The organism is Paenibacillus gansuensis, from assembly GCF_042684925.1.
Lineage (GTDB): Bacteria > Bacillota > Bacilli > Paenibacillales > DY6 > Paenibacillus_N > Paenibacillus_N gansuensis.
In genome coordinates this window covers 135654-157705 of record NZ_JBHUME010000009.1, presented here as the reverse complement: position 1 = coordinate 157705, position 22052 = coordinate 135654, and the positions used below count along the sequence as shown (strand labels likewise).

Below are 22052 nucleotides of genomic sequence, written 5' to 3'. Positions count from 1 at the left end.
CCCAACGTTAGGGAGGAAGCTATAATTCTACTAAATGATTTCGAAAGCTTGTAACTCAAAGAATGTCATCCTCTCTGGATATAGTAGCGTTACCGTATCTATCATAAAGGAGAAGTTGGTAAAAATGTATATGAAAGTTTATTAGATTTTGTTAATAAAAATGCGTTATTGTCCGATGGTCAATTATAAGACGGCTAATAGGTGCTATTTACCTTTAAACTCTATTTATTGTCATGTAAAGAATGATTTGGGCGCGGTTTTCTTAACGATAACTACACATAAATATGCATTTTACTTAACAATAGTAAGTTAACCTTACGTGTGAGAGAAATGAATACATAGACATAAGGAGAGAACGATGCTGAGAAAAAGAAAGGTTTCATCTGCTGCAGCTGCTGTCTTGTCTGCACTGCTGCTGTTTAACGGCTTAGGGGGAGCGGCTCTGAATGCGGATGCTGCGGCCGTAAACCAGGAACAGCTGCAACTGTATGACAAGGATATCGCCAAAGGAATCCGGTACACGAGCACCCAATATTACAACTACAACGGGATGAATGTGATTAAGGACGCGGCGGGCAATGACGTGGTCAATAACGAACGTGTCAATGTGATTTCCGCTGACTTAAACGATCCGGCTGTTAGCGTCATTTCGGCGAAGGCCAAGGATACTACCTTGATGATGGAAACGGTCAGCCAGCAGATTCAAAGAGAGCAATTCAAGGGGGAACGTGTCGTGGCCGGCATCAATGCGGACATGTTCAATACAACGACAGGCATTCCCGTCGGCCTGCAGGTGAAAAACGGCTATATCCTGAACGGCTTTAACGCCGGGGGAGAGGCCCGTTATTCCGTATTCGGTATCGATGCCAATAAAAAGGCGTTTGTCGATTTCGTGCAGGTAGATGCGAAATTATCTGTTACTTCTAACGTTTATACCAAAATAGACAGCCTTAATAGAAACGAGAGTTTGGACAACCGGATGATTCTGGAGACTCCGGCGCTGGCTAATACACCAACGGTAACATACAGCGCAGCCCAAGCGGCAAAGGGGACTTTCGCCGTATTAAGCGGTGTAACCGGTCCAATCAAGCTGGGTCAAACGTATGAGGCAACGGTGGAGCAGGTGATCAACACGGATTCCGTGAACAGGTCGATCACCGTGCCTGCAGGCAAGATGGTGCTGGCAAGCCAAGGCACGAAGTCCGACTGGGCCAAAGCTAATCTTCATGCGGGAGATAAAGTGTCTTTTGCTTACAATGTGCTAAATAAGCAAGGGCAGCCCTTACAGCTGACGGAAGCCGTAGCAGGCTGGTCCAATCTGGTTCTAAACGGCAAGGCGATGACTGAAGCCGAGCTGTATGATCAGACAAAGGATATGAATTTTATCCGGGACATCAGCAAAGCCCGTACTGCAATTGGGGTCACGGCAGATAATAAAGTCATTGCCGTAACGATCGACGGAGGGCAGCCTAATGTTGGGACAAGCCGAGGAATGTCTATCACCGAGGTTGCCGAGCTCATGGCCCGTTATGGCGCTGTCAGTGCACTGAGCCTGGACGGCGGCGGTTCGACGCAAATGAACGCAAGGCTGTTGGGGGAATCCGAGGTGAAGGTAGTCAACAAGCCGTCCGACGGTTCGGAGCGCCCGGTAACCAACACGCTGTTGTTCGTAACCAAAGCTGCACCGGAGCAACAGTTGGGAAGCCTGGTTGTAGACAAGGATGTCCTGATTTATAAAAACACCCCGTTCCAGTTCGGCGTAAAAGCAACGGATGTGAACGGGAACCCGGCGGATATCAGCCAGGCTAACGTCGCTTGGTCTGCGGATCCGCAGGCAGGAACGATTGATAGTAAGGGGTACCTGCTATCGGCGCCTGCGGCTGGTACCGGCCAAGTTATGGCTTCATTAAAAGGAATCAATGGCATGGCCAATGTTACAGTGACAGACCAAGTGTATTCTTTTAATTTTACGGAAACAGGAAACATTGTTGTACCTAACCATGCCAGCCACCCGTTCCAGCTTGATGCGAAAACCGCGGAAGGCTTTCCAATCGTGATCGATAACCATGCGGCGGAATGGACTGTAACGGATGCGACGTATGGTCAGATCAACCAAGACGGCGTATTGGAAACTACGGGCAAAAAAGGACAAATGAGGGTTAAGGCAACACTGAAAGGTAAGAATCAGATCGCTTACGTAGATGTGCTGGTAGGAAAAGACGCCATGTTAATCGAGAGTTTTGACAGCGACCCGCTGATGTATCTCGTGAACGGATTTGTGGGAGGCACGCCTTCCAGATCGGCTGAGCAGTCAGTAAGCGGCGGAAGCAGCTTAAAAGTCAATTACAACTATTTAAACTGGACGAAAGTATCCAATGGAACCATCAACATCCGTACGATTGATGCGAACTGGGACCCGACCTACGGACCGATGCCTGCTGAGAAGTATACAACGTACATCCGTCCAAAAAGCTTTGGCGTATGGGTGTACGGGGACGGCCATTCTCCATGGCTCCGCTTGATCCTGAAGGACGGGAAAAATACAAGCCGTACCTACGATCTGACGAATCAAACCGACGGGATCAACTGGAAGGGCTGGAAGTACCTAGAGGTGCCGATTCCTTCGGATGTTCCGCTTCCGATCAAATTTTATTACATGTACATGGTAGAAATCGATAAAACAAAACCTGCTGCTACGAGCGGAACGGTTTATTTCGATGACCTTCGTTTCTCGTATAATGAACAGGAAGATATGGCAGGTCCTGTATTCGGACCGTTGTCTATGAACGGCGGAGGGGTGACAAGTACGGTTTACTCTCCGGATGTAACCTTTACTATACCCGTGAGCGACAGTAAGTCCGGCTTAGATACACAGACGATTTCGCTTTCTTTGGACGGACAAGCCATTCCGTTGGACGGTTCTCTAGGGTCGCCTGTTTACGATGAAGCCTCCGGCAAAATCAGCTATACCGCAACGGGTCTTGCCCAAGGCGCGCATACGTTAGTTATCAATGCGAAAGACAAAGCAGGCAATGCAGCAAATCCGAATGTAACACAGAACTTTACGGTTAGCTTCCAAGCGGATCAAACACCGCCGACGATCTCCGGATTGCTGCCGATCAACGGAAATGTCCTGAAAACACCAATGCCGAAGCTGACAGCGATCATTAAAGATGCGCAGGCTGGCGTAGATCCGAAGGATATTCAGTTTATGATCGATGGAACCGCCCATACACCTACGTATTATGATGCTGCAAAAGGATGGGCGTATTACTTACTGGAAGAACCGCTTGGAAACGGCAGTCACACGATGACAGTCCAAGCGAAAGATAAAGCGGGTAATCAGGGGGCAGAGCAAACCGTAAGCTTTACGACAGCTCCGATCCAAGGGCCGAAGAATCCGGATGAGTTCGTATTCTCCGTCACTTCGGATTCCCATGCGACGAGCTTTGCACCGAGAATTTTTGACAGGATTAACAAAGATGCTTCTGAGCTTGTGATACAGAATGGTGACCTGGTTGACAACGATACACCGGATCAATGGGCGACGGGCCTGAGCCAAATCGGCATGCTGGCCAAGCCGTTCATGATTACGCCGGGGAACCATGAAGCTTTCAAAAACACACTCGACAGCTTCTACGGTTATTTCGGAGATCCGACGTACAGCTTTGTGTATGGCAATTCATTATTTATCTCGTTAAATACCGCTTTGGGACAAAGCGTCACGGCTTCCGACCCGACCCAATTTGACTATTTACAGAGGGTGCTGGACCGCAACAAATATAAAAATGTGTTCATCTATACGCACAATCCTACCCGGGATTCGTTCGGCACTGCGCATGAAATGCTGGTCAGCGATGCGGAGCGGATGGAGAACATGTTAAGTGAGTATAAGAAGAACCATAACGATGTGAATGTGAATGTGATTTTCGGGCATCTGCACGTTTCCCAGACTTGGGAGCGGGACGGCGTAACCTATACGATTTCAGGGGACGAGGCACTGAAGAAGTACGTAACGCCGGATAACGGCGGATTTTTGAGCTACACCCAATTTGCAGTGAAAAACAACCAGGTTGTACGCAAGTTCTTCCCTCTGGTGGAGAAAATCTCGGTCATCGATGCCGCGAAGCAAACGAACGGGGTACTGAGGATCGTTCAAGGCGCTGAACGTAAATTAAACCTGTATGGTGATTTTACAGCGGACACAGCGGATTATGTGATCAACATGAGCAAATTCAGCAATTTGGATATGAACTGGTCTTCTGACAACAGCGGTATCGTTACGGTAACCCAGGAAGGCGTAATCAAAGCGCTGAAAACTGGAACGGCGACGCTAACGGTGAAAATGTCAGGCATTACTTACAACCAAACGGTACAGGTCATTGAGAATGCCGCTGCAGACCCTGTGAACCTGATGATTACTCCGGACTCGCAGACACTGGAAGCGGGCGCTTCGTTTACGTTCGGCGTAACGGGAATCGATATTTACGGCAACCGCTATGCGGTGGACAATTCCCTGCTTACATGGACGGCGGACGGCGGCGTGGGAACGATTCATGACGGCGTGCTGCAGACGGAAAGTAATCATAAGGAAGATGTACAGGGACAAGTCATTGCTTCTTACAAAAATTTGACTGCTTCTGCCGCGGTACGGGTAAATAGAACAACGGCACCGGATGGGGAAGCGCCTGCCGTGCCGACAGGCTTGAAAGCAACGCCTGGCGACGGGTCAGCTGCACTGACATGGAATGCCAATACGGAGCCGGATCTGGCCGGTTACCGGGTTTACTACGGTTCCGACGATACGGTTTTCGTGGAAGCGGGCAAAACAAGCCAGATTGTAAGCAATTTGAAGAACGGCACAGAGTACCATATGTGGATTACGGCTATCGATCAATCAGGCAACCAGTCCGAACGGTCCGAAGTCGTCACCGTGACGCCTCAGAAGGCCTCCGGCCCGGATGTAACGGTTCCGATCTGGTATGACAACAGTCTTTACACTGAAAACGGACAGAACTTTATCGAACTGTCGTGGAAAGAAGCTCATGATAATGTGGGTGTTGTCGGGTATAAGGTGTATTTGGACGGCAAGCTTGCTGCTAAATACGGCACGAATGTTTATAAGCACAGATTTAAGGGACTTAAAAAGGGAACAACGTATGAGTTGAAAGTGGAAGCTTATGACGCAGCGGGCAATTCAAGCAGTACCTCCATACGGACGGCTACGCTGAAAAATCCGGGACATGGGACACCGAAGCCTGGCAACGGTGGACCGAAGCCTGGTAAATAAGTTCAATAGTTAATAATTAGTTACAGCCGGTCCGGCATTGCGGACCGGCTGTTTTTTGTCCGCAAAGGTTTATCTCATGTCAAATGGAAATCACGAAGCTAAAGGTGTAAAATAAGGAAATTAGCATGATTGGAATGAACCCTGAGGATGGAGGGTGCGATATGAAACTTTTTCCTGCTCTGTACGTTGAAAAGACGGAGGGTTCCTTCTCGATGAGAGTGCGTGAGCTGGCGCTCGGCGAACTGCCGCCTCTGGCAACGGGGAATGGACCTACGGCTGAGCTGCTTGTTGAAGTGGGTTATTCCAGCGTGAACTATAAAGACGCGCTGGCCTGTTCGCCTGACGGGAAAGTCGTCAGGCAGTATCCGATCGTGCCGGGCATCGACCTGGCCGGCACGGTCGTCGAGAGCGAGTCCCCGGCGTTCCGGCCCGGGGACAAGGTGCTCGCCACCGGCTACGAGCTCGGCGTAGCCAGGTCCGGCGGTTACGCGAAGTACGCGCGCGTGCCCGCGGACTGGGCGGTTCGGCTTCCCGAGGGGTTATCCGCGAGGGAAGCGATGGTGTACGGGACGGCGGGCTTCACGGCGGCCCTGTCGGTGTTGGCGCTGCAGGACGGCGGGGTCCGTCCGGACAGCGGCCCGGTGCTGGTGACCGGCGCCTCGGGCGGCGTCGGGAGCCTCGCGGTTGCGATGCTGGCCAAGCTCGGCTACGAGGCGGTGGCCAGCTCGGGCAAAGAGGACATGCGCGGCACGCTCATGGGTCTCGGGGCCTCGAAGGTCATCAGCCGCGAAGAGCTGATGACGGATCCGGCCAAGCCGCTCGGCCGGCAGCTGTGGGCCGGGGCGGTCGATTGTGTCGGAGGCCCGCAGCTGGCTTCCGTGCTCGGCACGGTGCGCTACGGAGGCACCGTTGCGGCCAGCGGCCTGACCGGGGGCACATTGCTGCCGGCCACGGTGCTGCCGTTTATCTTGCGCGGCATCCGGTTAATCGGCATCGATTCGGTCTACGCACCGATGGAGATCCGTCAGCGGATTTGGCCGCTGCTGGCCGGAGCGTGGAAGCCTTCAGGCCTGGCCGCCATGGCGGAGGATATTGCACTGGACGAGATTCCGGCAGCCGTGCAGCGAATGCTTCAGGGTGAGTCCCGGGGGCGGCTGGTTGTGAAATTGTAGCTCTTCGGCTTCCCAGTTTTTTTGTATGAAAATTTGTCATCACTGGGGTTCTCTGCACATACAATAAAAAATTGTTTTTTCAGGTTGCATTTACCGTCACAAATGTTTGCGGCAAGGCAAACCTGCGGCTGCTATTTTCGTATATAATAGGGAGTATTGTTCAGGTTTTCGGAAAGGAAGGCATGGAAGGCATGACCACTTATAATCAGCGTATTTTTGGGGCTAAGCCCTATCTTTTCTTCTCTATCGTTCTGCTCTTAAAGAGCTGTCTAGCTTACTTCGTTATTTTCGGCAACGGATTTTCCCTTACGCCGCTTATTACTGAAATTCCTGCGGCCTGGCTGCTGTTCTGCCTGATTGAATGGTTCGCTGCGAAGCGGAAGCTGATGTATTATATGATTGTGAATCTGCTGCTTACCGCGATCTTTTTTGCCGCTATCATGTATTACAAATACTATGGTGTCATCGTTACGTATCACGCGTTGGAACAAGTCAATCAGGTGACGGCAGTCAGCAACAGCGTATTTTCCCTGCTTGATCCTTATTTCCTGTTTATTTTCACGGATATTATCGTGCTGGCGATCTACTATTACAGCAAGCACAGAAAGCTGCGGGATAACAGTACATCGTTGATTTCAGGTCCCGGACGTTCACGCCGGAGTATCGTCGCATTCGTCTTTTTTCTTTCCTTTGTGATTTGTTTGTCCAACGTCTGGCCGAACCGCGCCAGCATGAACGAGCTGAAGAAAGCTTCTGAAATGGGCATCCTCAATTACGAGGCTTATACGATTCTCAAAAAGGATGAACAACCGCCGGTTGCCGTCGAAGAGATTACGCAGGACCGCATTAATGAGCTTAAAGGCATAGTGCAGCCTGCGAACCCTGCCTATTTCGGCGCGGCTAAAGGAAAGAACCTCGTGATCATTCAGCTGGAATCGTTCCAGAATTTCCTGATCAACCTGAAGATTGACGGGCAAGAGGTTACGCCTGTTCTGAATAAGCTGGTCAAGGAAAATATGTATTTTCCGAATTTCTATCAAAATGTAGGCCAAGGGAATACCTCCGATGCCGAATTCGTAGTGAATACGTCGTTCTATGTGCCGCCGATCGGGGCTTCAACGATGATCTATGCGGATAAAAAAGTGCCAAGTTTGCCTAAGCTGCTCAAAACCCAAGGCTATGACTCCGCTACGTTCCATACGAATGTGGTGGAATTCTGGAATCGCGGTGAACTTTACAAGGCAGTAGGATTTGACAAGTATTATGACCGCGGCTTTTTCGGAGATGAAGACAAAATATTCTTTGGCTCTTCCGATGAAGTTCTGTACAAAAAAACAGCGGGCAAGCTGGAGGAAATGCAGAAAAGCGGTACGCCGTTCTATTCCCATGTCATTTCGATGACTGCCCATCATCCGTTCTCCACGCCTCCGGAGAAAGACCATATCAAGCTGCCGGAGCGCTACCAGGATACATTTGTAGGAGATTACATCCGTGCCCAAAGCTATACGGATTACGCGCTTGGCAAGTTTATCGATGATTTGAAAGCCAAAGGCATCTGGGATAACAGCCTGGTCGTTCTATACGGGGATCACCTCGGACTGCCGGTATATTCTTTGGATAAAGACGATAAAGAGCTTCTTCATGAGATTTACGGTCATGAATACAGCTATACCGAAATGATTAATATCCCGCTGATTGTGTCGGTGCCGGGACAGCAGCCTCAGGTATTTGAACAAATGGGCGGGCAGGTGGATATCCTGCCGACAGTCGCAAACCTGCTTGGCGTACCGATGGGCGGGCAGATTCATTTTGGCCAGGATCTGTTGAATCAGACGCAAAATGTGCTGCCACAACGTTATTACCTTCCGTCCGGTACGGTGCAAAACAACGAGTCGCTGCTGATTCCTGGAGACGGCTACAAGGACGGTACGCAATACGGCCTGTCCGGCCGCAAGGACGCCTCTCCTGTGACGGAGAAGCAGTATAACAACATGCTGAAACTGTTGAATCTGTCCGACAGCTACCTGAGGCAGCAGCCTTTGCACAGCGCGGATGGGAAATAAAGAACGACAAAGCAACCGTTCACTGCCTTCGGGCTGTGGGCGGTTTTTTCATTACTATATTCCGCCAAGCTCAACGAAAGAAGTCTAAATAAACCGTGTGAAATCAGGAAACTTTGCAACCAATGAACAGTCTGATGATCATGGATGTGGACGGAAACGGCAGTTTACTTACTGACCATAAAAAAAGACGAGCGCATTGGGGACTTTGTAATTCGCGGACTTGGAGATCTCGAGGTAAAAAGAAGGTAGCTGAGTTGCATGAGAATGGGATCCCAAGTAAGAAGACAGAGAGTGAAACCAGCAGATGATGAGGGGGAGTATTCCCCCTCATCATAGCTGAACAAACTTTCGCCCCTATACTGCTTACGCAAACATCTTGATGCTACCGAAGCGGTAGATGGAAAACCATCAGTGTAGCTTAGCCAAGAAAAAGGTTAATATGCTTGGAGAAAAGTAGAGCATGTTGGAAAAGAAATCCGTGACCTGAGTCCGGATATAAAATCAGTTGTGCGTTGGGAATCTGTTTATACAATAAATAAGAATTAAATGTCGGAGCCATCAAATCGCGGCTGCCATTTGCTATAAATTTTTTAACTGATTAAAGACGGATTGTTTCTTAAATGCACCCAGGGCATTACCTTGAGCCTGGATTGACTCCGCCTTGACAAGCGGGCTCCGATCATCTTTACGTTCCTGTAGTCGCGCCCAGTACTCACGTCCAGCTGCTTGGCTTGTCTCCGATTCTTCAAAGAAGAGGTAGAGAAAATCTTCCTCTGTATTTAGAGGTTTAATTGCAACTTGGAAAGCTTCAGGTACAGCTTGTTCGTCGTGCTCTCCTGCACCTGATGTACCAGCAAGTACAACCTTCCTCACCAAATCGGGACGTGTTACCGTCAATTGTTGCGCGACGAGACCACCCATTGAAAAGCCGAGTAGATCAACCTTCTCAAAACCCAGTGATTTGATAAACTCTTCAACACCTTTTGCCATGCCAGCAATCTGATTATGTGTTTCTCCACTGGAAAGACCTATGCCAGCATTGTCAAAATAAATAACCGTCCTTTCTGCGGCTAATGCGTTTACAAGTGCTGGATCCCAATCGTCCATTGTGCCACGGAATCGATTTATTAATACTAGTGGGATCTCCGATTGCCGCTCTAATTTTCTATAAGCATACCGTACTCCCCCTGCTTCCACATAGGATGTCGGTACTGTTTGCGCGTTTAAGTTCATATTTGTGTCTCCTTTAATGCACGACTATTTGGCTATGTATTCATTAATTTGGGTAAATCATCTGATTACCTGAGTGTATATTCTCCGTTTGCTTATCTGTTTATCCGTTGTTTTAACTTCATAGGCATAGCCTATCGATATCATACAAATCAGAAATTGTTGTAGACTGGGTGTCATTATACAATAGATTTGTAGCAAAAATATAAAAAGAAAAAGGGGATGTTCCATAATGTCGAAAGTCGTATTTTATCACGCAGGTTGTCCGGTATGCTTCCACAAGGTGAGGGTTATGGCTGGCATCCGCATATGTCTAGCCGCTTAGGTCTCTTCAGGTTAATCAAGGATCATGGCGATCATATGTTACATATGATTTATCGTGATCTAAAAGACTTCAAATAGAAAAGAACAAATAATAGCGGAATATATCCAAACACAAAGTATATGCCGAGTTCAGCAACAATACGTCCAAATTTTTCTATTTTCATGCGATCATCCAAGAGTAAAGTGCTGAAAAACATAAGGGTTACGATAAAAGGTAAAGATAGAGTTGGTTTCAAACCAGTGACACGTTTGACAATTCTAGTGCAACTCCATAAAGAAAGAAATATGGCTGGAAGGACAATAATTAACCATACGCTTAAAAAAATAAATTCAAATCTCGAAAATAGAGGGAACTCGAGGGCTTTAATCATGACCAGAACGGGCCAGTAAGTATGCTCAAGTAGCCCTTGACTGAAATACATTAGAGTAACAACTGTCAAAGCAAGATATTTAATGTTCGTAAATACTAAAGCTGAATGGGCCCATTTAGCACTGGAACCAGTGGAATGTAAAAAAGGAAAGTAAATGAGAAGGGTTTCAAATCCGATAAACAAAACTCCAATAGCAAACTTCGATGATAATACTATTTCACCAACGGGGTGATTTAATATCGGCAGCAAATTTTGAACGTATCCGTGTTTCGCATTAAAGTACAATAATACTGAAAGAAAAGAACTGGAAACTACGGCAAAGAAGCAGAAGCCAGTAATGACTCTGAATCCACCTGTTACGATATAATAAATTATGAGCAGAAATACTAAAGCAATAGACCAAGTGTTTATAGTTGGAAACATCCAAACTTGAATGACTTCTATATACCCGCGAAAGACCGCGAGAGAAAAAATGAGAAAATAAAATACAAGCAATAACGATATGAAATTTCCGGCATGTTTCCCGAATATAGTACAATGTAAATCAATAACGTCTCTGGTTGGTTTGCTTAGCATTTTATAAATCATCCAAATGATGATATGCAAACTAATGCCAGCCAATAACAAGGAAATCCACGCATCGTTTTTCGTATGGGAAAAAATTAAGGTTTGAAATGTCAACACACCAATTCCAACTTGGGAGGCATGGATAAGGAAGAAAACGAAAAACCCGGAAATTTTATAATTTTCCTCAACTTTATGCTCCATTAATATCCAACCCCCATTTGTGTAATATGTATTTCAGATTTAATAATGAAGGTTAATTTAGGATATGCGGACCTCATAAAAGCCTGTTCACTCCAAGTTCGTTGATTAGAACGAGCAAGTTTGCCGAACCCGACCGGATCGGTTTTATTCTTCTGCAATCGATGTAGCAAAGCCAACACTTCATCATTTAAATTTGACTCCATTATTTTTCTTAATTTATGTATATCAGCATAGTGATTATGGATCTTAAATCTTTTGGGATAATCCCTAAGGTCCGCATTAATTTTCAAAGATATATTTATTTGATTATTTGTCATATTAATTCTTCGCTTGGCGTTGACAATTTTGTAAGAAATAAATTCGTTCCGGTCGGATTTGAACTCATAAATAGCAGACATGGTTTTTTTTTTGTCCATCAAAAGTTTTAAGGCTAGACTTTCGTCATTAGAAAGCAATAGCGCCAGTTTATCCTTCCGAAAGACACCCACGCCATTAATATGAAAAGTACCGTCTGGCTGAATTTTAATTATTGGCAAGGAAACATCCTGGCCTTCTCCGAAATATTGATCTAGAAATGAATGGGAGTTTGTCTGTGGAATATTTCCGTTTGTCATATTATTTTTAATAAGGTTAAACAAAAAATCCGGAGAATATTTAGATGATGCAGATAAAATAGTACTTGCTTTTGGCTTTGCAATAACAATGGTTGAAAGATTACTTACTAGGGGATCTCTCACGATGGTACTGGCTAAATCTGAAATACCGGATCTCGCCAAGTGCTCATGTATAAATATAGTGTTTGTTTGACCAATGGCTACAGGGTAATCAGACTGCTGTGTTAAAGAAATCAGACTTTCGTTAATGGTATGAGCTGTTCCATTTAATATATGCATCCGAGTTTCCTTCCCGTAAGTAGCGTATGCGGCCGTTACTTTATAAGCATTTTTATGAGTATCAATGCCAATATTTTGAATCAAGCTTACTTGATTGATAATTTGTTCCTTAGCACACCCTGAAGTAGACAAAAACATGAAAAGTAGTAATGGAATATATGCTATTGCTTTATATTTCCTGTGTTTACTGTTACTCATTGTTGTAATCACTTCCTTGATCTTTATGCTTCTTTGAATGATAACGCCGTCTGGTGATTGGGCGAAGTGACGGTGGCAATTTAGTAAGCACACTTAACGAAGATCTAATGAAGCTGTCTGCAAATCCTGTAGTCCGAAGTGGAAATAAAGGCACCAAGTAGGGAACCCCCAAGGATTTCAGCCTAAGCAGATGCCCTAAAAGCAACACGATTCCCAACATAATTCCTAACCCGCCTAATTGAGAAGCTAGAAAGATCAAGGGAAATCTTAGGAAACGAATTGTGTTGGACATCTTGAATATCGGAGTAGCAAATGAGGAGAGTGCAGAAAGCGAAATAATTATAATTAATATGTTACTTGTCAGTGAGGCTTGGACTGCGGCTTGACCAAGTACAATTCCACCTACGATTCCTAAGGTTTGACCAATTTTGGTTGGCAATCTTGAGCCAGCTTCACGCAGCATTTCAACTGTGATCTCTAAAAATAGGACCTCTGTTACGGGCTTGAAGGGCACATTAGATCTGGATAAAACGATGGATTCAAGAAGAGAATGTGGGATGGAAGAATAATGGAAGGTAAGAACAGCCACATACAAAGGTGAGGCAAATATTGAAAAGACAACACCAAAAAAACGAAGGCATCGGAAAAAGGAACCTATGAGCCACGGTAAATAGTAATCTTCTGGTGAGATAAAAAAATCGAAAATCGTGGAAGGTCCGGTAATCGCATAAGGAGATCCATTACTTAAAATTGCCACCTGCCCGCTTAAGAGACTAAATTTCACTCTATCCAGACGTTCTGAAGACATGAATAAAGGGAATGGAGAGTTTGAGTTATCTGATATGATTTGGTCGAGGATGGAACTGTCGAATATCACATCGAAATCAAAATCTACTAGCCGTTGTCTAACAGTGTTAATGTGCTGAGGGTTGCATATGCCCTCCAAATACACAATGTTCACTCTTGTTTGAGATAATGATCCGAGTATGAATTCTTCCATTCTTAGCTTGTCAGAGACAATTTCTTTTCGCAACAAATTAAGATTTATATCTAAATTTTCGACAAGTCCAACTTTTGGACCAATAACGCTATATTCGTTCTCTGTTTCATTAGTGCTTCGATAACCTGTTTTCAGATTTGCAATATTAACAAGAATTCCGTTGTTAAGTTCGGGATCCAATTGAATATAGGCATATCCTGAAAGCAAACATTGTAAGATTTCATTTACATCTGAGGAATAGTTAATTCCACTTAAAGGAATTTGTTTAATTACATCAGAAAGATTGGAGAAAGTGGTTGGTGAACATTTTAAAGCTTGAAGTAATTTAGTATGTAATAATTCTTGGTCTACAATCGATTTATAGTATGAAAAATAGATCAATCGATCCTGTATGGTGTGATTTGTCTGGATAAAGTCATCTGACTTTATGGCATATTTTATTTCCAAATAGGTGTTGGAGCTCATCCGTATCCCCTCTTATTGTGTCTTACCCTCATTATCTTGAGCAAATGTGGAAATTGCTATTCAGGAAGACGTGTAAATAACAAGCATAAGTGCTCCGTAAAACCTTGATTAAATGAAGGCCCATGCGTAAATGAAGGGGCTCTCCGATTCGAGGTTTAAATAGCTCCACCTCGCATTTAACAAGAGTCTGGTGCAAGTTTTCTCCACTTTTCGGGTAAATAAAAGAGAGGGAGTTTTCAGCTAATAATGGGTTATTGAGGAGGAGCGCAGTAATGGACTTTCGAATAGAACGAGACAGCATGGGCGAGATCAAGGTGCCGGCGGATAAGATGTGGGGCGCTCAGACGCAGCGAAGCCGCGAAAATTTCCGGATCGGCACGGAGCGGATGCCGGAGGAAGTGATTCACGCTTTGGCGCTGCTGAAGAAGTGCGCAGCCGAAGCGAATCGGAAACTGGGAGAGCTGGAGCCGGACAAAGCGGAGGCGATCGTATCGGCGGCCGACGACATTCTGGAAGGCCGCTGCGGGGACCAGTTCCCGCTGGTGGTCTGGCAGACCGGAAGCGGGACGCAGACGAACATGAACGTGAACGAAGTGATCGCGCATATCGCCAATGGCCGTCTCCAGGAACGCGGCAGCGACGTTCGGATTCATCCGAACGACGATGTCAATCGTTCGCAGAGCTCGAACGATACGTTCCCGACGGCCATGCATATGGCGGCGCTTCTCGCCGTTCACGGCAAGGCGCTTCCGGCGCTGCGCAAGCTGAAAGCGACGCTGGAAGCCAAATCGCGGGAATATGACGCGATGATCAAAATCGGCCGCACGCATCTGCAGGATGCCACTCCGCTGACGCTCGGCCAAGAGATCAGCGGCTGGCACCGGATGTTGGAGAAGGGCGAGGCCATGCTTCTTGAAAGCTCAGCCGCGCTGCGCGAGCTGGCCATCGGCGGTACGGCCGTGGGTACCGGCCTGAACGCCCATCCGCAATTCGGCGAAACGGTCGCCGCCGAAATTGCGCAAGCCACCGGCCAGCCGTTTGTCACGGCGCCGAACAAATTTCACGCCCTGACGAGCCATGACGAGCTCGTCTACGTCCACGGCGCCCTCAAGGCGCTCGCCGCGGACCTGATGAAAATCGCCAACGATGTCCGTTGGCTCGCCAGCGGACCCCGCACGGGGATCGGCGAACTGACGATCCCCGAGAACGAGCCCGGCAGCTCGATCATGCCGGGCAAGGTCAACCCCACGCAAAGCGAAGCGATGACGATGGTTGCCTGCCAGGTGTTCGGCAACGATGCGGTGATCGGCTTTGCAGCCAGTCAGGGGAATTTCCAGCTGAATGTATTCAAGCCGGTCATTATTTACAACTTCCTGCAATCGGTCCGGCTGCTTAGCGACGTCATGATTTCTTTCAACGACCATTGCGCCGAAGGACTGCAGCCGAACCGCGAGGTGATTGCAAGAAACCTGGAGCGTTCCCTCATGCTCGTCACCAGCCTGAACCCGCACATCGGTTATGAAAATGCAGCACGGATAGCCAAATTAGCGCATAAAGAAGGGCTTACCCTGAAGGAAGCGGCGTTGAAGACCGGGCTCCTGACGGAGGAACAGTTTGACGCGGTTGTACGGCCGGAGCAGATGATCGGACCAAAGTCCTAGTTGATTCATATGAAGTACACGTTTTGTACCGTATTTCTTTTCCGGTTAAGGTATAATAAACCATGCAGCTAAAAATCTGCCAACCGGTAGAAAGCAGAGGCGGTTTGGGTCGTTTGACTAATTTTGGTGCTGTAATTCGAAGTTTTTTTGCAAATATCAGTATTATTCTAACGATGATGTATCTGGCCAGCTTAGCTTACAGGTATGTTTTCTATAAATTTTCACGGGAGGTCCGTGAAGTTTGTTTTGTCGTCCTAGCAATAGGAATCGGATGGATGACCATGGTGTTCGGATTTCATTTTACGGAGAAGTCGATCTTTGATCTCCGGTTTGTCGTCCTGATTGTTTCACCTATGTTTGTCAGAAAACACTTGTCCATTTTGGCGATAGGGCTTGGAATCGGGCTGGCGCGGCTGTCGTTCGGCGTAACGGATGCGTCTGTTGTCGGGGCTCTCAATATTTTTACGATGAGTTTAGTCTGTGTTGCGCTCGTGAAGTGGGCGGAGCGGAGACAATGGCGGTTTTACACCAAAATGCTGACGATCATGTTCGCCATTAATACGCTGAATATCGTGTTTATTGCTGCTTTTGGCGTCCTTCATTGGGAATATTATTTGACGGAAGTAGCTCCCGGCTCTTATGTGCTCAGTGTGTTTCTAAGCTTGATCTTTATGCTGGTGCTGCGGGATTTCACGATGGAAGCGGGCAGAAAGCGTCAATTACAGGTGACGAATGTGCGGCTGGAGGAGCTGTTTGGCCTTGCGGAGGAGAAAACGGAGCTGCTGGAGAAGGCCAAGTGCGAATTAGAGGACAAAAATAAACAGCTGGTCTTAGCGTCACGCTATAAAACGGAGTTTTTGGCGAATATGTCCCACGAGCTGCGCACGCCGTTGAATTCCATGCTCGTATTGTCCCAGATGCTTCAAGAGAATACGGATGGTAGGCTTTCGGAGGAAGAGGTTCATTTTGCCGAGCTGATCCATTCTTCCGGAAATGAGCTTCTTCATTTAATTAACGATGTACTGGATTTATCCAAAATCGAAGCCGGCCGCATGGAAATCAACCTCGCGCAGATTAATTGCCGGGAATTAATTCACTATGTAGGCAGCCAGGTTGAGCCGATGGCTCAACGGAAAGAGCTTCGTTTCATAATCAACATGGATCCTGACGTTCCCGATATCATCCGTACGGACGGGCAGCGCCTTCAGCAGATTCTATCGAACCTGTTGTCCAATGCGCTCAAATTCACCAAAGAAGGCTTTGTAAAACTGGAAGTCCGCACAGTAACGGGGAACGAAGGACCTCGATCAGGGGTTGGCTCGGGAGAGGACAAATGGGTCGCTTTTTCGGTGCAGGATACAGGGATCGGGATTCCGGAGGAGCAGCAGTCCCTGATCTTCCATTCATTCCATCAGGCGGACGGCACTACCAGCCGGAAGTACGGCGGAACAGGCCTGGGCCTAACGTTATCCCGGCAGTTCGCTGCACTGCTTGGCGGATCCATTGAGCTGGATAGCCGGGTGGGGCTCGGAAGCCGATTTACCCTGTATCTGCCTTGGAGTGCGCTAACGGAGCAGCCGCCCGCCGGGGAAGAGGACGATACGGCGCCGGCAGGCGAGTACCGGCTGCGGGAAGATCTGAATAGGAATTTGGCGGCCTCCTCCGCCTATGAAAAGATGCCGGATATAGAGTTGCCCCGCGGCATGGCAGCTTCGGATGTGCAAGATGGCAAGCTGGTGCTTTTGGCTGATGATGATCTGAATAACGCCTATGCGCTGAAGCTTGCTCTGGAGAGCCGGGGCTATCGGGTCATTACGGCAGCGGACGGGGAACAGGCGCTTCGGGAGCTGAGGTCTCATCCGGAGGTGTCTATCGTATTAATGGATATGATGATGCCGGGTATGGACGGGCTCGAAACGATCCGGCAGATGCGTGCCATTCCCGAGTATACGGACCTGCCGATTGTCGCGGTTACCGCCAAAGCGCTGGACAGGGACCGGGAAGACTGCCTTGCAGCAGGGGCCAATGACTATATCGCCAAGCCGGTCGAGCTGGGCTCGCTCCAGGCGACATTACGGAAGTGGATGAAGTGAAAAGGTGAAACGGCATTTGGCGGAGAACTATAAGAACTGCAGTAACAGACCTTACCGGACAGAATGTCTAGTAAGGTCTGTTTTGATGTATTTGATGTTTATGTCGGATGATAAATTAAGCTGTAAAAACTTCCGTTAAAACTTGCTAAATTCCGGTTAAGCGGATTTAGTGGAAAAAACTTACTTTAACTATGCTGAATTGGACCTTCCAGGCTGATTTTGACAGAAATAAGGGAAGTTTTCTCCACTGCACCAAGTATAGGAGTGTTTAAGCACCCATTAGAGGAAGTTTTTTCGCTTAGACCAGTTCCCTTACTGCTCATTCCCGTAAAAGGGCAGCCGGAAACCGGCAACGTTGGGACATCCGGCAAGTTCACGCTGCCGTTTGCTTCCGGTTGAAGGGCTCCATCCGGCTTCTCCCCATAAGGAAGAGTCTGGTAAGAATAATTAGGCGTGATTTCCGTCTCGGTATACTCCGTATTCCATATGGGAGTTGCAGCCGGCGACATCGGGGGAATCAGCCAGGACCACCGCCCGTTCACCTGCCGCCCGCAGGATGCCTCTTTCTTCTCGAACAGGGCAAATTGCTCCGCAGCCGTATGATGGTCCACGATACTTACTCCATACAGCTTAAAAGATGAAATCACGGCCCGGTTCAACTCCACGAGAGCACGATCTTTCCATAAGGAAGCGTTGGTGGAGCGGTCCAGTCCGAACAAATCCGCGACAGTCGGAAGCTGATTATACCGGTAGATGTCCGCCAGATTCCGGGCCCCGATCTCCGTCTCCATATACCATCCGTTGAACGGTGCGGCGGTATAGCGCAGTCCGCCGATGTCCATCGCCATGTCGGCTATGATGGGAACGCCGTACCATTTCAGCCCCAGTTCCGCAAAACTCTCCAGCTCCGGGTGGCTGATCTCCACTTCCAGCACGAGATCCTTCGGAATAGGAAACCATTTCGGCTTATTTCCGTCCACCTGAATTACAAGCGGAAGCACGTCATATGGGGTGCCTTCTCCTTGCCAGCCAAGCCGAAGACATTCACGTGTAAAGGCAACCGATGCCGGATCCCCGATTATCGTACCGTCCTCAGCCTCATATCCGGCATACCGGATGAGCTGATGGTTCCATAGCCGGATGGATCGCTCCCCCCGCTCCGGCGCAAAGACGGTAATCGCCGGCCGGATCCGGCCTTCATTGGAAGCATAGGCTATATGACGGAGCAAAGCATCGGCCATTTGCTCCTCTGTTTCGGCGCGCCGCTCGTCAAACACCTCCAGCGTGTCCCAGAACAAACGCCCTATGCAGCGGCTGTTGTTGCGCCAAGCTGCTTTGGCCCCATGTACAAGCTCTTCATAATTATGTGTATAATGTCCGTTATCTTCTATCGAAAGCCGGATCTCAAGGAGCCTGTCCGTCAGCTCCTTTTCCGTTTTGCCAATCTCCGTATAGCAGCTCCTGATGAAATCTTCCGCTTCTTTCTTGAGCCGTTTTAGTTCTATGTTCACGCATTTATCCTCCGAAAGTTACAGCCTGTCTTTAATTATAATGAATCGGTCCTATATACACAAAATCAGCGGCAATGCCTGCGGATTGATTGATTTTTGCCATAGTGGGTAAGGAAGAAGACGAGATTCTTTTATTGGCAGGGGAGGACTTTTCATGAAAAATGCACGAGTAGGAGTGTTCAAAAACGAAGCAGACGCCATTCTGGCCATCGACCTTCTGAAAGAACGCGGGATCGAGATGGAGAGGGTGTCTGTCATCAGCCTTGATAAGGAAACCCGGTCCGTTATAGAGGAGCAGACCGAGGCAGGACATGTCGACGGGGGAACAGGAGGGCGAGTGACAGGCGGACTGCTCGGCGGATACGCTGGATTGTTCGTAAGCGTCAGCTCGCTGGCTGTCCCCGGCATCGGCCCTCTGCTCATTGGAGGCGCCTTAGCTGCCACGTTGACCGGTGCGACGATTGGAGCGATAGCCGGCGGATCCGCAGGCAGCCTAGCGGATTTGGGCTTGACTGAGGATCAGGCCAAACACTACAACATGGAGCTGAAAGAGGGGCACATTCTCGTGCTCGTGGAGACTCTGCCGGGGGAAGAGGCTGGCGTGCTGGATGTATTGAATCCGGCGGAACAGCACAACAAGTGAATATCAAGAGCATGGGCCATCCACATTAAGCCTCATGCTCTTTATTGCTTTCCATCTGGGTGATGCGATGCTTCTTGCGATAGTCCCCGGGTGTGCAGTCTTCCTCTTTTTTAAAAAGATTGAAGAATGCCGTAGAGCTTGAATATCCTACTCGTTGTGCGATTTCTTCGATCGGGAGGCTGGTAGTGGCCAGGTATCTTTTGGCTGCGGCCAGCCTTTGCTTTATGAGGAATCGGATCGGGCTTATGCCGTACTGGCTGGTAAACAGGTGGCTAAAATAGGACTCGCTCAAGAAGGCTGCATCCGCCAGCTTGCGGATCGTCAGCGGTTCATCGTAACGCTCTTCCATCAGACGCCGGGCCTGCGCAACAGCCGTAACGGGAGAGGTGCGCCCAGCTCTCGCCTGAGGATAGCTGCGGGCCCGGTGAGCCTCCAAAATAATCAGCTCCAGCCATGCATTCGCACCGCTGAGATGTTCATTCCAGCCTTCCTCCACCTCTTGGCAGAGGCTCTCAAATAATGATTTCATGTTCTCGGCATGCGGACCGGCTGAAAAAACCGGATGCTCACGGACTTCCGGGGAGTAAAGGTGATACATCGGCAGCCCATGCAGCTGCAGGGAGTGGAAGCCTGCATAGTAGAATGTGAAGCTTGTGTCTTTTCTGGAGCGCTCCTCATGCCAAATGCCGGGATGGAACAAAACGATATCCCCCGGCCCGCCCCGATAATGGATCCCGTCGATCGAATAATCGGAATACCCCTCCGCTATAAACAGCAGTTCCATCACATCTTCATGGCGGTGAAGAGGGAAGTGATAGCACTCCCCGGGCTCCGAGAAAAAAGCTTTGGCCCCGGCAAATACCGGCCGCCGTGCAAACAGTCCAGTCATTCAGATTCCCCCTTAAAAAGCAGAAATGAATAGTATTCTCAACAGGATCGGGCATCGTCACTTTTACGCCAAAAGCTTACCATATAAGCAAAGGGAATCCTATCATTTTCATGTTAAAACAGGGAGGATGCTGGACGATGGGCGAGGTACTTTGCAGGATGGAAGAGGTATTTGAGGCATTGGGAGTGACGGAGGCTTTATTGAGCGATGAAGAAAAAAGAAGTTTGGATGAACAAGGGTACGTCCTGTTTCCCAGTGTGCTAAGTACCGAACAGCTGGAGAGTTTCCGAGAAAAGTACGAGGAGCTGATGGCTAAGGAAGGCATGAATGCGGGCAAGGAAGTGCATCAGGAAGAAGGGACGAGGCGGCTCTCCGATCTAGTGAACAAAGGGGAAATCTTTGATACGGTGTATACGCATCCTAAGCTGCTGGCAGCCGTGCATCACGTGTTGAAGCGAGAGTTTAAACTGAGCTCTTTGAATGCGCGGGACGCCATCCCGGGGGCCGGTCACCAGGAGCTTCATGCGGATTGGGGCCGCTTGGGCGCAGGCGAGCCTTTTCATGTATGCAATTCGATTTGGCTGATTGACGATTTTACCGCGGACAACGGGGCTACACGGATCGTTCCCGGTACGCATCGTCTGCCGGGGTATCCCCGCGATTATCTGGACGATCCAAGTGCGCCGCATCCGGATGAGGTTCTGCTCGTTGCGCCCGCCGGGTCAGTCGGTGTGTTCAATTCCCATGTCTGGCACGGCGGCACGATCAACCGCACGGAACGCACGCGCAGGGCTTTGCATGCTTATTTTACAGCACGTGAGCACCCGCAGCAGTTGAATCAAGCCGAGTACCTTCGCAAAAGAACATGGGACCGCATCAGCCCGGCCGCCCGTTATTTGCTTGATGTGTAAGTACGGCATATAAACCCCCATCACCTGGAAAAACAAACCATATTATGCTAAGTTGTAGATGAGTGTTTGTTTGGGAAATAGGAGGGGAGAGCAAGACTGTGAGACGCAACTGGAGGTATCTAGGGGAAGCGGCAACGGCTGCTGTCATCTTGCCGGTTCTCTACTACGCTTGGCAGATTGGCGCAGGCATGTGGATGACCTTGAATTATACTCCTGATATGATGGATCAGTATGAATCTGTAGATTATCTGCAGCATAAGGTCTCGTTCGGCTTTGCTTATACGTTTGCGTGGTGGCAGGTTGCTTTTGCAGCGTTAGTGCTTGGGGTACTTTACTATCGGGTGCGAATATGGCGCGCCGGCAGGAAGAAGGGCGTCCAATAAGAGTAACCGTCTGAGCTCAAATATTGTAGTTTCTGCAACAAATTAGATGGTTTTCCTGAGGGTTTTAGGCGATTGTTGCACGTCGTACAACATATTGGAGTATATTAGGTGTGTTTGGTGCTGAAAATGTTGTATGGAGTGCAGGATTCGGCGTAAAGTGGGCAAAATGCAGGCGAAAAAATTGCAG

Annotated in this window: 13 protein-coding genes and 1 pseudogene; 8 read left to right on the top strand and 6 right to left on the bottom strand. The window is 48.4% G+C overall.

Annotated features, from left to right (window positions below):
• The first annotated feature begins 358 nt into the window (after positions 1-358).
• From ACFSUF_RS15935 to ACFSUF_RS15925, 3 genes are all read left to right on the top strand, one after another.
• Positions 359-5290 carry a phosphodiester glycosidase family protein gene (locus ACFSUF_RS15935; protein WP_377604185.1) on the top strand — a complete coding sequence of 1644 codons (4932 nt, stop codon included), beginning with the start codon at positions 359-361 and terminating at the stop codon, positions 5288-5290.
• 161 nt (positions 5291-5451) lie between these two features.
• Positions 5452-6462, top strand: a complete 1011-nt coding sequence (locus ACFSUF_RS15930) for an oxidoreductase (protein ID WP_377604183.1) — start codon at positions 5452-5454, stop codon at positions 6460-6462.
• A gap of 191 nt (positions 6463-6653) precedes the next feature.
• A complete protein-coding gene (locus ACFSUF_RS15925) occupies positions 6654-8525 on the top strand; it encodes an LTA synthase family protein (RefSeq protein WP_377604182.1) in 1872 nt (623 codons plus the stop codon).
• Positions 8526-9104: 579 nt separating this feature from the next.
• Here the strand turns inward: ACFSUF_RS15925 and ACFSUF_RS15920 are convergent.
• The 4 genes from ACFSUF_RS15920 to ACFSUF_RS15905 form a co-directional block, all read right to left on the bottom strand.
• On the bottom strand, positions 9105-9758 hold the full coding sequence (locus tag ACFSUF_RS15920) for an alpha/beta fold hydrolase (protein WP_377604180.1): 654 nt from the start codon (positions 9756-9758) through the stop codon (positions 9105-9107).
• 371 nt (positions 9759-10129) lie between these two features.
• On the bottom strand, positions 10130-11218 hold the full coding sequence (locus tag ACFSUF_RS15915) for a GerAB/ArcD/ProY family transporter (RefSeq protein WP_377604178.1): 1089 nt from the start codon (positions 11216-11218) through the stop codon (positions 10130-10132).
• The gene (locus ACFSUF_RS15910) at positions 11218-12309 is read right to left on the bottom strand and encodes a Ger(x)C family spore germination protein (protein ID WP_377604176.1); all 1092 of its coding nucleotides are present in this window, start codon (positions 12307-12309) and stop codon (positions 11218-11220) included. The genes ACFSUF_RS15915 and ACFSUF_RS15910 overlap by 1 nt, the downstream gene beginning before the upstream one ends.
• A complete protein-coding gene (locus ACFSUF_RS15905) occupies positions 12302-13774 on the bottom strand; it encodes a spore germination protein (RefSeq protein ID WP_377604174.1) in 1473 nt (490 codons plus the stop codon). Before ACFSUF_RS15905 ends, ACFSUF_RS15910 begins: the two co-directional genes overlap by 8 nt.
• A 272-nt stretch (positions 13775-14046) precedes the next feature.
• Between ACFSUF_RS15905 and fumC the strand changes: the two genes are divergently transcribed.
• Complete coding sequence (gene fumC, locus ACFSUF_RS15900; protein ID WP_377604172.1) at positions 14047-15435, top strand: class II fumarate hydratase; 1389 nt, start codon at positions 14047-14049, stop codon at positions 15433-15435.
• A gap of 275 nt (positions 15436-15710) precedes the next feature.
• Positions 15711-17528: an ATP-binding response regulator gene (locus tag ACFSUF_RS15895; protein WP_377604170.1), complete on the top strand. Its 1818-nt coding sequence runs from the start codon at positions 15711-15713 to the stop codon at positions 17526-17528.
• A gap of 422 nt (positions 17529-17950) precedes the next feature.
• Here ACFSUF_RS15895 and ACFSUF_RS15890 read toward each other — a convergent pair.
• Positions 17951-19033 (bottom strand): annotated as a pseudogene (locus tag ACFSUF_RS15890) (nitric oxide synthase oxygenase); the annotation flags it as partial.
• A 160-nt stretch (positions 19034-19193) separates the two neighbouring features.
• Between ACFSUF_RS15890 and ACFSUF_RS15885 the strand changes: the two are divergent.
• Entirely contained in the window at positions 19194-19682 is a 489-nt protein-coding gene (locus tag ACFSUF_RS15885; protein WP_377604168.1) for a general stress protein, read from the top strand.
• Positions 19683-19707: 25 nt separating this feature from the next.
• Here the strand turns inward: ACFSUF_RS15885 and ACFSUF_RS15880 are convergent, their stop codons facing one another.
• Positions 19708-20571 (bottom strand): helix-turn-helix domain-containing protein, encoded by an 864-nt coding sequence (locus ACFSUF_RS15880; protein ID WP_377604166.1) that lies wholly within the window; start codon positions 20569-20571, stop codon positions 19708-19710.
• A 137-nt stretch (positions 20572-20708) separates the two neighbouring features.
• Here ACFSUF_RS15880 and ACFSUF_RS15875 point away from each other — a divergent pair, with 137 nt between their 5' ends.
• Together ACFSUF_RS15875 and ACFSUF_RS15870 are read left to right on the top strand one after the other, a co-directional pair.
• Positions 20709-21482, top strand: coding sequence for a phytanoyl-CoA dioxygenase family protein (locus tag ACFSUF_RS15875; RefSeq protein ID WP_377604164.1), 774 nt, complete (start codon positions 20709-20711; stop codon positions 21480-21482).
• Between the two features lie 98 nt (positions 21483-21580).
• The gene (locus ACFSUF_RS15870; RefSeq protein ID WP_377604162.1) at positions 21581-21865 is read left to right on the top strand and encodes a hypothetical protein; all 285 of its coding nucleotides are present in this window, start codon (positions 21581-21583) and stop codon (positions 21863-21865) included.
• The last annotated feature ends 187 nt before the right edge of the window (positions 21866-22052 follow it).